This is a genomic window from Caballeronia ptereochthonis (assembly GCF_001545075.1).
Classification (GTDB): Bacteria; Pseudomonadota; Gammaproteobacteria; order Burkholderiales; family Burkholderiaceae; genus Caballeronia; species Caballeronia ptereochthonis.
Map to the genome: position 1 here is coordinate 1 of NZ_FCOB02000013.1, position 12,721 is coordinate 12,721.

Below are 12,721 nucleotides of genomic sequence, written 5' to 3' on the forward strand. Positions count from 1 at the left end.
CAAGGCGTTTTGCGATCGGCTGCGTGCCAAAGGCAAGAAGACCAAGGTCGCCTTCGTCGCCGGCATGCGCAAGCTCCTCACCCAGCTCAACGCCATGATGCGCGATGCCACGCCCTGGAACCCACCCAAACCATGATTCCTTGTGCCTTTGCACTTGACCTTCAATACAGTTGCTTTCTTTGCAGCAGCAAAGAAAGTGACTGCCGCCCCGCACAGGGGCAACGCTAATAGACCACTAAGAAATCAGGATTTTACAGAAACGATGATCGCCCTCACGCAGCACCTGAAGAACACCGCGTGAACGAAAACCGCGAAGGAGGCAGACACCCGATGAACCCGACAATCCTGAAAGGGGCGTGCCATTGCGGCACGGTCACCTTCGAAGTCGATACGCCGCTCGAACCCGCCGTGCGGTGCAATTGCAGCCTGTGCAGGCGCCGCGGCGCAGTGATGTCGCCTCCGTTTCCAGCGGACAAGCTGCGCATTCTCTCCGGCGAGAACGAACTCGCCATGTACGAATTCAACACGCGCGTCGCAAAGCATTTCTTCTGTAGACGCTGCGGAATTTACACGTTTCATCAGACGCGGGCGAACCCGGACCAATGGCGCGTGAACCTTGGCTGCATCGAAGGCGTCGACGCGTATTCGCTCGATGCGCCCGTCGCGGACGGCGCGAGCAGTTCGGTCGTGACTGGCGCATAGCCGCATTGCCGTGTGAGTGAAGGGCGCCGGGAACGCAACGTGCTGGGTCCCGGCACCCCCAAGCCGTTCGCCTTCGACGTCATGAAGCGCAACCGCGTTTGCAGACGAACGGCGTTCGATAACTACACTCATACGGAGCGTCGCCATGGCCGAGAAGCCCTCCAAACCAGCGTCCCACGAACCCGATGCGGTACGTCGCCGGCTGCTCGCCGCGCTCGCCAGCTCGGCCATGCTGTCGGCCTGCGGCGGCGGAGGTAGCGACGACAATTCCGGCACCGTCACGCCGACGAACCCCATCGGCGTCATTCCGCCCGATCGCGCGAATCTTCCACGGCCCGCGCTACCCGCGCCCGCGACCTCGGGCATCGATCACGTCGTGCTCGTCACGATGGAGAACCGCTCCTTCGATCACCTGCTCGGCTGGGTGCCAGGCGCGGAAGGCACGCAGGCGGGCAGGCAGTTCATGGATGCATTCGGCACGGCGCAAGCGTCGTTCTCGCTTTCGGCCAACGCGGCATACGGCTTTCAGGGTTGCCAGTTCGCAGACCCGAATCACATGTATAGCGCCGGCCGCACGCATCTCGCCGACGGCGCGATGAACGGCTTCCTGCTCACGGCGGGTACCAACGAGACGCGCGGCGACCTGCTGCCGATCGGTTATTTCACCGGCAGCGACCTCGACTTCTATCGGCAGGCAGCCGCGCAATACACCGTCTGCGACTACTACATGAGCGGCATTCTCGCCGACACGTTTCCAAATCGCCTCTATCTGCACAGCGGCGAGACCGATCGCCTGAACGATTCGGTCGACACGTCATCGCTCTCGACGATCTGGGACCACCTCGACGCGAAGAACGTCTCGTCGAAGTATTACTTCCATGACGTGCCGTTCACGGCGCTTTACGGCACGCGCTACGTCGGCCGCTCCCGGCTCTTCTCGGAGTTTCTCTCCGATGCGGCCGCGGGCAATCTGCCGTCGTTCTGCATGGTCGATCCGAGCTTCGGCGGCGAAGTGAACGGCACGTCAAACGACGACCATCCCCACGCCGACGTGCGCAACGGCCAGGCGCTGCTCGGGCAGATCTACGAAGCGTTGCGCACAAGCCCGAACTGGAGCACGACGCTCATGATCATCGTGTATGACGAGTGGGGTGGATTCTTCGAGCATGTCGCGCCGCCGGTCAAGTCGACGTCGGCCGCCGAGCAGAAGATCGGCAACGACGGACGCCTGGGCTTCCGCGTGCCTTGCGCGCTGCTCGGGCCGCGCGTGCGTGCAGGCAATGTCGCGCGCTATCCGTTCGATCCGAGCTCGATACATCAACTGCTCGCGTGGCGTTTCGGAATCGATCCGCTGGGCGTGCGGGCAAGCGATCCGACCACGTTCAACATCGCCTATGCGCTCGATCTGAGCGACGCGCCACGCACGGACGCACCCGCGCTCGTGGTGCCGCAAGGGCCGTTCGGCCTCGAATGTTCGAACACGCCTTCGAGCGGATCGGGTCTTGGCGCCGTCGACCAATCGCAGACCGGGAAGGCCGCCGAGGGCGCCTCGCAAACGCCGACGCCGGGCGGACGCTTCGCCGATTTACGCGCAAAGGCGACGGCGCTAGGATTCCCTTCATCCTGATGCGTCATGCTCGGCAAATCGATCCGAGCTTCCAAAAAAACTGCAGCAATTGAACGCGTCGATCATGCCGCTTGAGCGGCTTGGTCGGCGCGCGGTCAAGAAATTTCGAGCGTTTGCGATCGCAAACGTTTTCCATTGCTTCGACATCCGGATCAAGCATCGACGGTCATGCCGTGCGTGATGTTCGACGAGGATGAACAAAGACTGAAACCCCATATAGAACGATCATAAGAAGTTACAGAGTCATTGCTCGCACTGCGTCTCGATACACATCTGGATTTTTGGCCGTGGCTTAATCGCTTAGCGATGCCAGCGTGCCAAAATCTCCGACGAAGTCAAATGTGATCTTGAGAAGGCAACATGCGCAGCGAATTGATCAGAGGCACGGCCCGGTCGGAACTCGATCCGCAGATCATGGAGTTCGTGTCCAGGCACGCGTGCGGCGCGAAGCCTCTGATCGACATGCGCGTGGGCATCAAGAACGAAATCGGAGAGGTGTACCGCCTGATCATCGTGGATGGCGTCATCGAGATGATCAGGATGAGCAAGTTTCTTTTCAGCATCGGCTGTACGGAGGAACCCACCGACGAATTCGACGAGCTCTTTCGAGTGCCTTCGTCATGGCGTTAGAAAATTTCTCTCCCCGCCTGACGAAGGATTCACGCAGGCTGTTCGAAACGCAGCGTCATGAACACCGAATCGTGATACGTTCCGTCGATCTTGAGCGCGCGAGGCTCGCGCGCATATTCGACGAATCCAGCCGCGCAATATAGCCCGATCGCCGCGCGATTGTCCGGCGCGACTTCCAGCTTGATTTCATCGACGACACCCCGCGCATGCGCGAGCACGCAATCGAGCAGCGCGGCGGCCAGTCCCGTGCCGCGTGCATTCGGGCGAACGTACATGCCCCAGAGTATTCCCTTGTGTTTCATCTTCGCGCCCGGCGGCACCAGAAGGCCGGCGACGCCCGCGAGCATTCCATTGCTCGTAAAGCCGCCATACACGGCATGGTCCGCGATGCGCGCGCGAAACCATTCGAGCGTCTGGATGCGTTCATCGTCGTAGGAAGCGCCGAAGGAGGCGGGATAGCGTTGCAGGCCTTCGAGGCGGATATCGCGAAAGGCTTCGGCGTCGTCGGGCGCGAGACGGCGGAACGAGCATGCGGACGTGTTCGGCATGATGGAATGAATCGGCTGGGCAAGAGCGTCAATGATAGCCACGTATGCCGGTCGCCTCGGAAACTCGCGGTCGCGACGATCGTGTGGTCGAGCAGATTCGTCCTCAGCCTGTTTCGCGCCGCGCGCTTTACAACTCAGGGAAAATCCAATATTGCTGAACTCGGCTTGTAGGTCCACCGGACGCAGGTTTCAACCTTTCGAAGGTGCGAGCATGAACACGCTGATGAACGCACGACACGGCCGCACGAAGAAGCGCATGACGAAGCACATCGTTTCAGGTTTGCGCCTGCCGGCGGTGCTCGTTGCGCTGGCGTCGATGCTCGGTGCGGGCGACGCCCGGGCAACGGAAGGCGCGCTGGGCCGGCCCGTGACGGGAACCAGCGTGTTGTCCGGGGTGGGCATCGTGCCGCCCGAGCCGGTGTGGATCGTGAGCCTGCAGACGGTTTATCTCGACGGTTCGATCGGCGCCGGCCGTCAGGTGCCGATCGCGGGCCAGAGCTCGCTCGGCCTGAACGCCGAATTGTCCCTCACGCTCGCGAGCCTGCTGAAGGTGTGGGGCAAATACGGAGGCTGGGACTTTGCGTCGGGCGTCACGCTGCCGTACGTGTGGGAAAAGGTGTCGGGCAGCTTCGCCATCGGCCAGTTCAGCCGGACGACGAGCGATCGGGCGTCGAATCTCTACGACATGCTGTTCACGCCGATCGAGGCCGGCTATCACTTCTCGGCGACGGACCACATCGCGCTGTCCTTCAACATCTGGGCCCCGACGGGCAAATACGAACCCAACGCGCTCGCCAATCCGAGCCTGAACAACTGGACCTTCGTGCCGCAGATCGCCTATACGAAGATCGTGCCGAAGTACGGTCTCGAGTTCGATGCGGTCATGGGCTTCCAGTTCTATACGCGCAATACCGCGACCAACTATCAGAACGCGCCCTTGTTCACGCTCGATGTGATGGGTCTCAAGAAGTTCGCGAACGGCTTGGGCATGGGCGTCGTGATGGGCACGGTGCAGCAGCTCGGCAACGATACCGGCCCGACCGCCGACCGTCTCGACGGCTTCGTCGGGCGCGATTTCACGGTCGGCCCGATCGTCACCTACGACACCAGGCTCGGCGGCAAGACATCGCTCTCCGCGAGCATGCGCTGGGTGCCTTCGGTCGTGAGCGTGAACCGGCTGAAGAGCACGAGAACCTTCATGGCGACGGCGACGCTCGTCTTCTGACGGCGCTTCCTCGTCTAATCCGAAACGCCCATCACCCAGCGGTAATACGGATTTGCGCGATCGGCGTTCATCACCGCGCCGATGTCTCTCCTCCACGCATCGCGGTCGCCGCGATAGGCGTCGAGCCCCGCGCGATAGAACGCGTGCAGCGTGCGGCGCTCGGCGGCGAGCGTATCGACGAACGCCGCGTCCGCGCCGGCGAGCGGCGGCTCGCTCTGAAGCGCGAGCATGTGCGCGAGCGTCACGGGGAAATCGCCGCGACGCACCCAAGGTGCGTACTCGATGCGTGGATCGTCGTCGGTGACGGGGCGCGCGTCTTCGGCGTAATACGCGAGGGCGGAACGATCCGCGACCCACGTCGCAACGAAGGCCTCCGGCGACGTGATGCCGACCTCGCGCAATGCGCGCGCGACTTCGGGTTGCGCGAGGCGCGCGCGGATGCGCGGCACGTCGAGCGGCATCGGCTGCATCGAGCCGACGAGCATCATCTCGTGAAATTCGGTCGTCCATAGCGCCGCATGCGGAAACACCTGCAGGAAGCTCTGGATGAGCGAGCGCGTCTGATCCTCGTTCTGTGTCGCGAGCGGCAGCCATTGCGCGACGATGCCGCCTTGGTTGAGGCGCGCTTCGGCGAGCCGGTAGAAGTCCGTCGAATACAGATTGACGACGCCCGCGGCCGAGGGCGGCGGCGGCTCCAGCGTCACGAGATCGTAATGCTCGTGGCGCGAAAGAAGCTCGCGCCTTCCGTCCGCGACGCGTACGTCGATGCGCGGATCGGCGCTCATGCCGTAATTGCCGTCGAAGCGCGACGACGCGCGCACGACCGCCGGCAACAACTCCGCGACGACGCGCTTCTCCAGCGTCGGCCACGTGAGCAGCGCGCCGCCGGTGATGCCGGTGCCGAGGCCGATCACGAGCGCCGAGCGCGGCGTGCCGCCATGCACGATGAGCGGCGCGAGCGCCTGAAGGCGCATGTAGCGGCGCGAGGTCATCGCATCGCCGGAGTTCGAGACGCCCTGAATGTAGAGGCGCCGAAAGCGCTGCGCGCCATCGCCTTGCTCCAGCACGGCGACCGTGCCGCCCGGGCTTTCCTCGTAGTACGCGAGGCTGCCGCCGTGCGCATCGCCGAGCAGCCTGCCGAGACGATCGGCGGGCGTGGCGAACGCAACGATCGCCGAGAGCGCCGCAACCGAGGCGCAAGCGGCGATGCCCGTCTTGCGCGCGACGCTGCCGCTCAACGCCGCCGCCAAACCAATGAGACCCGCGGCCACCGCGAGCACGCCGAGCGAGCGTATCAGCCCGAGCGACGGCACCAGCACGAAGCCGGCGAACACCGTGCCCACGATGCCGCCCGCGGTGTTCAGCGCGAACACGCGACCGACATCCGCGCCGACGCCGGCTTGCGCGTGGTTCGCGCCGCCGCTCGCGGCCATGCGCAAGGCAAAGGGAAACGCCGCGCCCAGCAGGAGCGTCGGCACGAGCACGATCGCGCAGGCGGCCGCGGCGAAGCTCGCACACATCGACGCGAGCAGGTTGCCGGTCGCGGCGAGCGCGAGCGCCGACGCATGCCGCTGCGCGAGCGCGAGCCAGCGGCCCGCACAGGCCACGCCGCCCAGCGCCGCCAGGCCCGCCACGCCGATCAGCATGCCGAACGCGCTCCACGGATCGCGCACGCGGTCCACGTAACGCGCGGCGATCGCGCTGCCGAGCGCAAGGCCGAGCAGGTAAGTCGCGAGCACGATCGAGAAAGCAAAGCTGCGCGTGCTGATGAACTGTGCGATCGCCTGCGACCACACCACTTCATAACCGAGCGCGATGCCGCCGGCGACCGCATAGAGCGCGACCGCGACGCGCGCCTGTCCTGCATCTGCGCAAGCCTGCGTGCGCGGCGCATCGGCGCCCACAGTGTCGGCAAGGCTCGGTCGTGCGCCACGCGAAAGCGCCACCGCGCCGAGCGCCGCGACGGCGTTCAATCCGGCTGCGGCGAGCGCGCTGCCCTGAACGCCGAACAGGGGAATGAGCACGAAGGCGGGCAGGAGCGCGCCCGTGATCGCGCCCGCGGTGTTGGCTGCATAGAGCCGTCCTCCCGCGCCGCCGACATGGTTGCGAGACGGCGCGAGCGCGCGCGTGAGCACGGGCAGCGTGCCGCCCATCGCGACGGCCGGCAGGCCGACGAGTGCGAACGGCAATGCCCACGCGAGCGCTCCGGCGCTCGCCTGCCACGTGGCGAACAACGCGGCGGCATGCGCCAGCGCTTCGGTTGCGCCGATGCCGAGCACGAGCGCCGCGATCTCCAGTGCGGCATAGAGCAGAAAGGGCTGTGCGCTGCGGTCGGCCAGCCTGCCGAAGAGCCAGCCGCCGAGCGCGAGGCCGGCGAAGAACGCGCCGACCGCCATGGTCACCGCCTGCACCTCGATGCCCACGACGAGCGTGAGCTGCTTCACCCATAGCACCTGATAGATGAGCGCGGCAGTCCCCGATGCGAAGAGCAGCAACGCGGGCGCGGCGGCCTTTCGTGCGACGGGCGCGTCCCGCAATTGCGTGCGGCGCATCTTGCGCGCGGCATCGCGGCGGATCGACTTCGGATGGTCGGCGCTGAGGTGGCTCATCGTGAAAGTCCGGATCTGGTCTGCGAAAAAAGCCGCGAAAAAGCCCGCTGCGTCTTTCGATGCAGCGGGCGCGCGCCTTATTTTCCGCTGGCCTCGATACTCTTCATGAGCGCCTCGGTCATCTGGTCGATGCTGAAGCTCGACGGCCGCTGGCTCGGCGGATATTGCTTGAACGTTGCAAGGAACGGCGCGACCTTCGATACGCCGTACGCCGCGATGTAGGCGTTCTTCGTCATCCAGTCGTAGTACTGATCCGACACCACGTCCGCGCGCTCATACGGATCCATGCGCAGATTGAAGGCCTTCGGCACGCGCAGGCAGGTGAACGGATTGGCCCAGACCTGGAATCCTCCGGGCAGGCGCTGCTCGCAGAACACGAGCTTCCAGTCGTTGTAGCGCATCGCGACGAGCATGCCGTCGTCATTGAAATAATAGAACTCGTGGCGCGGCGCTTCCTTCGCCTGTCCCGTGAGGTAGGGCAGGAAGTTGTAGCCGTCGAGATGCACCTTGAAATTCTTGCCGCCGACCGACGTGCCCTTCAGCAGGCGGTCGGAGATGTTCGTGTCACCGGCCGCCGCGAGCAGGGTCGGGAACCAGTCGAGGCCCGACATCATCTGCCGCGATACCGAGTTGGGCTTGATGTGTCCGGGCCATCGGACCATCGCGGGCACGCGGAACGCGCCTTCCCAGTTGGTGTCCTTTTCGCTGCGGAACGGGGTCGTCGCCGCATCGGGCCAGGAGAACTGATTCGGCCCGTTGTCCGTCGTGTAGACGACGATCGTGTTGTCCGTCAGCTTCAGGTCGTCGAGCGTCTTGAGCAGCTTGCCGACGTCGCCATCATGCTCGACCATGCCGTCCGCGTATTCGTTGCCCGGCATGCCGCTTTGTCCCTGCATCGAGGGGCGAACGTGCGTGAACAGATGCATGCGCGTCGTGTTCATCCACACGAAGAAGGGCTTGTTCGCCTTCACCTGACGCTGGATGAAGTCGATCGCCGCTTGCGTCGTTTCGTCGTCGATCGTCTCCATGCGCTTGGTCGTGAGCGGACCCGTGTCCTGGATCTTGCCGTCCGCGAACGAATGGATCACGCCGCGCGGCGCGTTGGCCTTCACCCACGCCGTGTCGTTCTTCGGATAGTAGGGCCGTTCCGGCTCTTCCTCCGCGTTCAGGTGATACAGGTTGCCGAAGAATTCGTCGAAGCCGTGCTTGGTGGGCAAGTACTCGTCGCGGTCGCCGAGATGGTTCTTGCCGAACTGGCCGGTCGCGTAGCCGAGCGGCTTGAGTGCTTCGGCAATCGTGATGTTCTGCGGCTGCAGGCCGACCTTCGCGCCCGGAATGCCGACTTTCGACAGCCCCGTGCGCAGCGTGACTTCACCCGTGATGAACGTCGAACGCCCCGCCGTGCAGCTGTTCTCCGCGTAATAGTCGGTGAAGAGCATGCCCTCATTGGCTATGCGGTCGATGTTCGGCGTGTCGTAGCCGACCACGCCCCTGCTGTACGCGCTGATGTTGGTCTGGCCGATGTCGTCACCGAAGATCACGAGGATGTTCGGCTTGCTCGAGCTCTGGTTGTTGTTCGCGGGCCGGGCGTTGTTCTGCGCGGCGGGCTTCGCGTTGTTCTGCGTCTGCGCGGTCGAGATCATCGGTGGGACGACCAGCACGCAGACTGCCGCGATTGCGGCGAGGGCGCCGGTCAGATACCGGACGCGTCGAAGATTCGGCTTTGTCATTGTTGCTCTCCTTTCGCGATGCACCCGCATGCCCCAGAGAAAACGCTACTGTCCCGCGCCGGCGGATAAATCACGTTCCAGTCGTCCTTCATGCTCACGACGATCCAGCCTTTCGCGAGCGCCTCATCCCAGGCCTTGTCGAGCTTCCCGACCTTCGATTGCCGGTCGTAGGCGAACTCGCGGGCCGCGTCGTCGTGATGCACGATGAGCGCGAGATGCGGCCCCGGCTGCGCGGCGGTGTACTGCAGCATCTGCAGGTCGCCGTCCGAGTTGCCGAACGCGAGCAGCGGCCTTCTTCCGATGTTGCGATAGATGCCGACGGGCTTGCCCGGCCCGTCGTCGACGAAATCGATCTTCGGCTCGCGCACGAGCGCGGGCTTGCCGTCGCGCATCTCGTACTTCACGATTTGGCTCGATCCGATCACCTGCTCCGGCGGAATGCCGTAGACGCGTTGCGCGAACACGCGCATGAATTCGATCGTCCCGCCCGACACGATGTACGTCTTGAAGCCGTTCGCACGCAGATACGCCAGCAATTCCAGCTGCGGCTGATACACGAGCTCGGTATAGGGCCGCCCGAATCTCGGATGCTTCGCCGATGCGAGCCACGCGCGGATCGCGCTGTCGTACTCGTCGACGGTCATGCCGCTGTTCGCGACCGCGATGAGCTTCATCAATTCCTTATGCTGGCCCGCGAGCGCGGCCTGATCGTGTGCGGCGAGCGCGCGAAACGCCGGATTGTTGCGCCACTCGGGATGCTTCGGCGCGGCGGCCTTCACTTCGTCCAGCATGAATACGAACTGGAAATAGAGCGGCTGCTCGCTCCATAGGGTGCCGTCGTTGTCGAACACGGCGATGCGCTCGGCAGCCGGCACGTAGGAGGGCGAGCCCTCACGCGTCACGTCGTTCACGAAGCGGATGATCATGTCGCGCGAACGGCCTTCGCGCCACGACGGCAGCACGGCGGCCGCGGCAGGCATCGCCTGAGGGCTCGATGCCGGTGCAACGCTCGTGTTGCCGCCCGAACTCGCGCATGCCGCGATGACCATTGCGGCGACGAGCGTCGTCGCGTAGCCCAGCAGACGGTCGAGTGCGTTGCGCAGCCGGTGCATGCGTCTCTCCTCGAGAGTCAAGGCGATGTGCCGCATGCGCTCAGCGCGCGGCGGTATTCACGGTCTGTCGTCCGTGCGTGCGCTCCCAGACTTCCTTGTCCACGACGAGCCGGAAGCCCAGATGCGACATGCTGTTGTACGGGTCCGTGCCGCGCCGCGCGCTCGGGCGATAGCTCAGGCAATAGGCCTCGTTGCACAGGAACGAACCGCCGCGCGTGACGCGCTTGGGCGCTTGCACGGGCACGCCGGGATCGGCGGGATCCCAGGAACCGGCTGGGCCCGTGGGCTCGTCGACCACTCCACCGACGGAGGCTTCGCGCCGGAACTGATCCGCGCGATACCAGTCCGCGACCCATTGCCAGGCGTTGCCGGTCATGTCCGACAGGCCATAGCCGTTGGCCGGGAAGCTGCCCGCCGGGCTCGTGCCCGCCGCGCCGCCAGCCTTCGCGTTGAGCACGGGAAACGGCTGCGGCTGCTGGCCCTGCCAGACGTTGGCCATCTGCTTGCCATCCGGCGAGAACTGATTACCCCAGGAATATGTGGCCTGGTCCAGTCCGCCGCGCGCGGCGAATTCCCATTCGGCCTCGGTGGGCAGGCGCTTGCCGGCCCATTTGGCATAGGCCTGCGCATCTTCGTACGAGACCTGCACGACCGGATGGTCGTCCTTGCCGTCGATGTTGCTCGTGGGCCCGGTCGGATGCCGCCAGTCCGCGCCGGGCACGAAGCGCCACCAGCGCGAGTAGTCCTGCAGCGGCACCTGCTCCTTCGTGCCGACGAACACCATCGCGCCGGGCACGAGCGCGCTATCGGGCGGGCGGGGCGTGCCGGGCGGCAGTTGCACCTTGAGGGTTTCCCAGTCGGGCTTTTTCTCGGCGGTGGTGACGTAGCCCGTCGCGTCGACGAACGTGCGGAACTCCGCGTTCGTCACGTGGTGCTCGTCCATCCAGAAGCCGTGCACGCGCACCTTGTGCGCGGGCCGTTCGTTTGCTTGCGCGAGCTTGCTGTCGCTGCCCATCAGGAATTCGCCGCCGGGCACCCACGCCATGCCTTTCGGACCGTGCACGCCGTCGCCGAGCACGACGCGGATCTGCGGCTTCGCGGGCTCCGTCATCGCCCGGCTCACCGCATAGCCGACGAGCGCGGGGCACAGCAGAATCAGCACGACCCAGAGGCCCGTGCGCCGCACACGCGAGCCACCCGCGCGCGGGACGGATTGCGATGCGGCCGTCGTATCCCGCTCGCCTGCCGTCACCTCGCGCTTCGTCGATCTGTCAGCCATGTGCGTCACTCCGCTCGCGCTTCGACCATCGCTTCGACCACATTCGGTCCCACCAATATACGAACGCATACGCGAATTCAATCTTTTTTTAGGGTCTTGTTGCGAAGGCATGCAAGGCGGCATGGTTGCGAGCAAACGGGTGTTTCAGCGGGCCGGACATTTCAAAATGCACAGCAATGCGATGCTTTGACGAAAGGGCCCGGGTCCAGTAACTTGTCGCTCACGCGGGCAGCCAGCGTCGCGAGGCAGTGCGTAACATCGACCAACTCATCGGGAACGAGCCAGTCATGCGCGATACCATCCGGCGTTTCGAAGCGAGCATCGGGCAAGCAGTGGTCGGGCAGGAGGCGGTCGTGCGTCAGATCCTGATCGCACTGCTCGCCGATGGCCACGTGCTGCTCGAAAGCCTGCCGGGCCTCGCCAAGACGCGCACCGTGAAGGCAATCGCGGCGCGGCTCGCGGCCACGATGAAGCGCATCCAGTTCACGCCCGATCTGCTTCCTTCCGACATCACCGGTGGCGAAACACTCCTGCAATCGGGCACGGAGCGCACGCTCACGTTTCAGCCCGGTCCGATCTTCGGCAATCTGATCCTCGCGGATGAAATCAACCGGGCGCCCGCGAAGGTGCAATCCGCATTGCTCGAAGCGATGGAAGAGCGGCAGATCTCGGTGTCGGGCAAGACGCATGCGATGCCCGATCTCTTCCTCGTCATGGCGACGCAGAACCCCATCGAGCAGGAAGGCACATATCCGCTTCCGGAAGCCCAGATGGACCGCTTCCTGTTGAAGGTGCTGATCACGTATCCGTCGCCGCCCAGCGAGTGCGAGATGCTGCGGCTCCTGCGCCGCGAAGGCGAGGGCGAGCAGGCGAGCTTCGAGACGCTTTCGCAGGAAGATGTGTTCGGCGCGCGCGAGGCGGCGCGGCGCGTGTCGGTTGCGCCCGCCATCGACGAATACATCGTCTCGCTCGTGAACGCGACACGGCGCGGCGAGACCATCGATGCCGATCTCGGCAAATGGATCGAGGTCGGCGCGAGCCCGCGCGGCGCGATCGGGCTCGATCGCGCGAGCCGCGTGCATGCGTGGCTCGAGGAGCGGGCATTCGTCACGCCCGACGATGTGCGCGCGGTGATTCATCCGGTGCTGCGTCATCGCCTGCTGCTGTCCTACGACGCGAACGCGGACAACGTGAGCGTGGACCAGGTGATCGATCGACTGGTGGAGAAGGTGGCCGTGCCGGCGTAATCGTGCAAGGGA

At 64.8% G+C, this 12,721-nt stretch carries 10 protein-coding genes; 5 read left to right on the plus strand and 5 right to left on the minus strand.

Annotated elements, in window-relative coordinates; all coding sequences use genetic code 11:
• The first annotated feature begins 330 nt into the window (after positions 1–330).
• The 3 genes from AWB83_RS15040 (at position 331) to AWB83_RS15050 (ending at position 2,959) form a co-directional block, all read left to right on the plus strand.
• Positions 331–702, plus strand: coding sequence for a GFA family protein (locus AWB83_RS15040; protein ID WP_087046373.1), 372 nt, complete (start codon positions 331–333; stop codon positions 700–702).
• Between the two features lie 145 nt (positions 703–847).
• The gene (locus AWB83_RS15045) at positions 848–2,329 is read left to right on the plus strand and encodes an alkaline phosphatase family protein (RefSeq protein WP_087046374.1); all 1,482 of its coding nucleotides are present in this window, start codon (positions 848–850) and stop codon (positions 2,327–2,329) included.
• A 360-nt stretch (positions 2,330–2,689) separates the two neighbouring features.
• Positions 2,690–2,959 (plus strand): hypothetical protein, encoded by a 270-nt coding sequence (locus AWB83_RS15050; protein WP_087046375.1) that lies wholly within the window; start codon positions 2,690–2,692, stop codon positions 2,957–2,959.
• A gap of 29 nt (positions 2,960–2,988) precedes the next feature.
• On the opposite strand, the gene AWB83_RS15055 is transcribed toward AWB83_RS15050, so the two are convergent.
• Positions 2,989–3,549 carry a GNAT family N-acetyltransferase gene (locus AWB83_RS15055; RefSeq protein WP_244197742.1) on the minus strand — a complete coding sequence of 187 codons (561 nt, stop codon included), beginning with the start codon at positions 3,547–3,549 and terminating at the stop codon, positions 2,989–2,991.
• 214 nt (positions 3,550–3,763) lie between these two features.
• Here AWB83_RS15055 and AWB83_RS15060 point away from each other — a divergent pair, with 214 nt between their 5' ends.
• A complete protein-coding gene (locus tag AWB83_RS15060; protein WP_087046523.1) occupies positions 3,764–4,732 on the plus strand; it encodes a SphA family protein in 969 nt (322 codons plus the stop codon).
• A 14-nt stretch (positions 4,733–4,746) separates the two neighbouring features.
• Here the strand turns inward: AWB83_RS15060 and AWB83_RS15065 are convergent, their stop codons facing one another.
• From AWB83_RS15065 to AWB83_RS15080, 4 genes are all read right to left on the minus strand, one after another.
• The gene (locus tag AWB83_RS15065; protein WP_087046377.1) at positions 4,747–7,341 is read right to left on the minus strand and encodes a fused MFS/spermidine synthase; all 2,595 of its coding nucleotides are present in this window, start codon (positions 7,339–7,341) and stop codon (positions 4,747–4,749) included.
• Positions 7,342–7,418: 77 nt separating this feature from the next.
• A complete protein-coding gene (locus AWB83_RS15070; protein WP_087046378.1) occupies positions 7,419–9,071 on the minus strand; it encodes an arylsulfatase in 1,653 nt (550 codons plus the stop codon).
• Positions 9,068–10,183 (minus strand): HAD family hydrolase, encoded by a 1,116-nt coding sequence (locus AWB83_RS15075; protein WP_087046379.1) that lies wholly within the window; start codon positions 10,181–10,183, stop codon positions 9,068–9,070. Before AWB83_RS15075 ends, AWB83_RS15070 begins: the two co-directional genes overlap by 4 nt.
• Positions 10,184–10,223: 40 nt before the next feature.
• On the minus strand, positions 10,224–11,294 hold the full coding sequence (locus tag AWB83_RS15080; RefSeq protein WP_244197760.1) for a formylglycine-generating enzyme family protein: 1,071 nt from the start codon (positions 11,292–11,294) through the stop codon (positions 10,224–10,226).
• A 455-nt stretch (positions 11,295–11,749) separates the two neighbouring features.
• Here AWB83_RS15080 and AWB83_RS15085 point away from each other — a divergent pair, with 455 nt between their 5' ends.
• On the plus strand, positions 11,750–12,709 hold the full coding sequence (locus AWB83_RS15085; protein ID WP_087046380.1) for an AAA family ATPase: 960 nt from the start codon (positions 11,750–11,752) through the stop codon (positions 12,707–12,709).
• Positions 12,710–12,721: the final 12 nt, after the last annotated feature.

Coding starts and splice junctions, on each gene's coding strand:
- AWB83_RS15085 (WP_087046380.1), top strand. CDS start 11,750: ATGCGCGATACCATCCGGCGTTTCGAAGCGAGCATCGGGCAAGCAGTG.
- AWB83_RS15080 (WP_244197760.1), bottom strand. CDS start 11,294: ATGACGGAGCCCGCGAAGCCGCAGATCCGCGTCGTGCTCGGCGACGGC.
- AWB83_RS15070 (WP_087046378.1), bottom strand. CDS start 9,071: ATGACAAAGCCGAATCTTCGACGCGTCCGGTATCTGACCGGCGCCCTC.
- AWB83_RS15045 (WP_087046374.1), top strand. CDS start 848: ATGGCCGAGAAGCCCTCCAAACCAGCGTCCCACGAACCCGATGCGGTA.
- AWB83_RS15040 (WP_087046373.1), top strand. CDS start 331: ATGAACCCGACAATCCTGAAAGGGGCGTGCCATTGCGGCACGGTCACC.
- AWB83_RS15060 (WP_087046523.1), top strand. CDS start 3,764: ATGACGAAGCACATCGTTTCAGGTTTGCGCCTGCCGGCGGTGCTCGTT.
- AWB83_RS15075 (WP_087046379.1), bottom strand. CDS start 10,183: ATGCACCGGCTGCGCAACGCACTCGACCGTCTGCTGGGCTACGCGACG.
- AWB83_RS15050 (WP_087046375.1), top strand. CDS start 2,690: ATGCGCAGCGAATTGATCAGAGGCACGGCCCGGTCGGAACTCGATCCG.
- AWB83_RS15065 (WP_087046377.1), bottom strand. CDS start 7,341: ATGAGCCACCTCAGCGCCGACCATCCGAAGTCGATCCGCCGCGATGCC.